1 pseudogene is annotated in these 223 nt (G+C 63.2%); it reads right to left on the minus strand.

From position 1 onward, the window contains the following. A pseudogene (gene nadE / locus E4K09_RS18665) lies at positions 1-223 on the minus strand (NAD(+) synthase); the annotation flags it as partial.

Below are 223 nucleotides of genomic sequence, written 5' to 3' on the forward strand. Positions count from 1 at the left end.
GATCGTAGGACCGGTGCGCGCTGGCAGGAAGGTGCGGCGGCCATGGGCCCGCCTCGGCGTCGCTCCAGGCATGCCAGGACAGGTACGCGATCTTCGACGGGCGATAGCCGAAGCGCGTGAGATAATAGAGGTTGAAATCCTGCAGGGCGTAGGGTCCGATCATTGCTTCCGTCGATTGAATCTGTCCTGCGGCATCCTGCGGGACGAGCTCCGGAGAGATCTC

Origin of the sequence: Microvirga pakistanensis, from assembly GCF_004458765.1 — a bacterium.
Taxonomy (GTDB): Bacteria; Pseudomonadota; Alphaproteobacteria; order Rhizobiales; family Beijerinckiaceae; genus Microvirga; species Microvirga pakistanensis.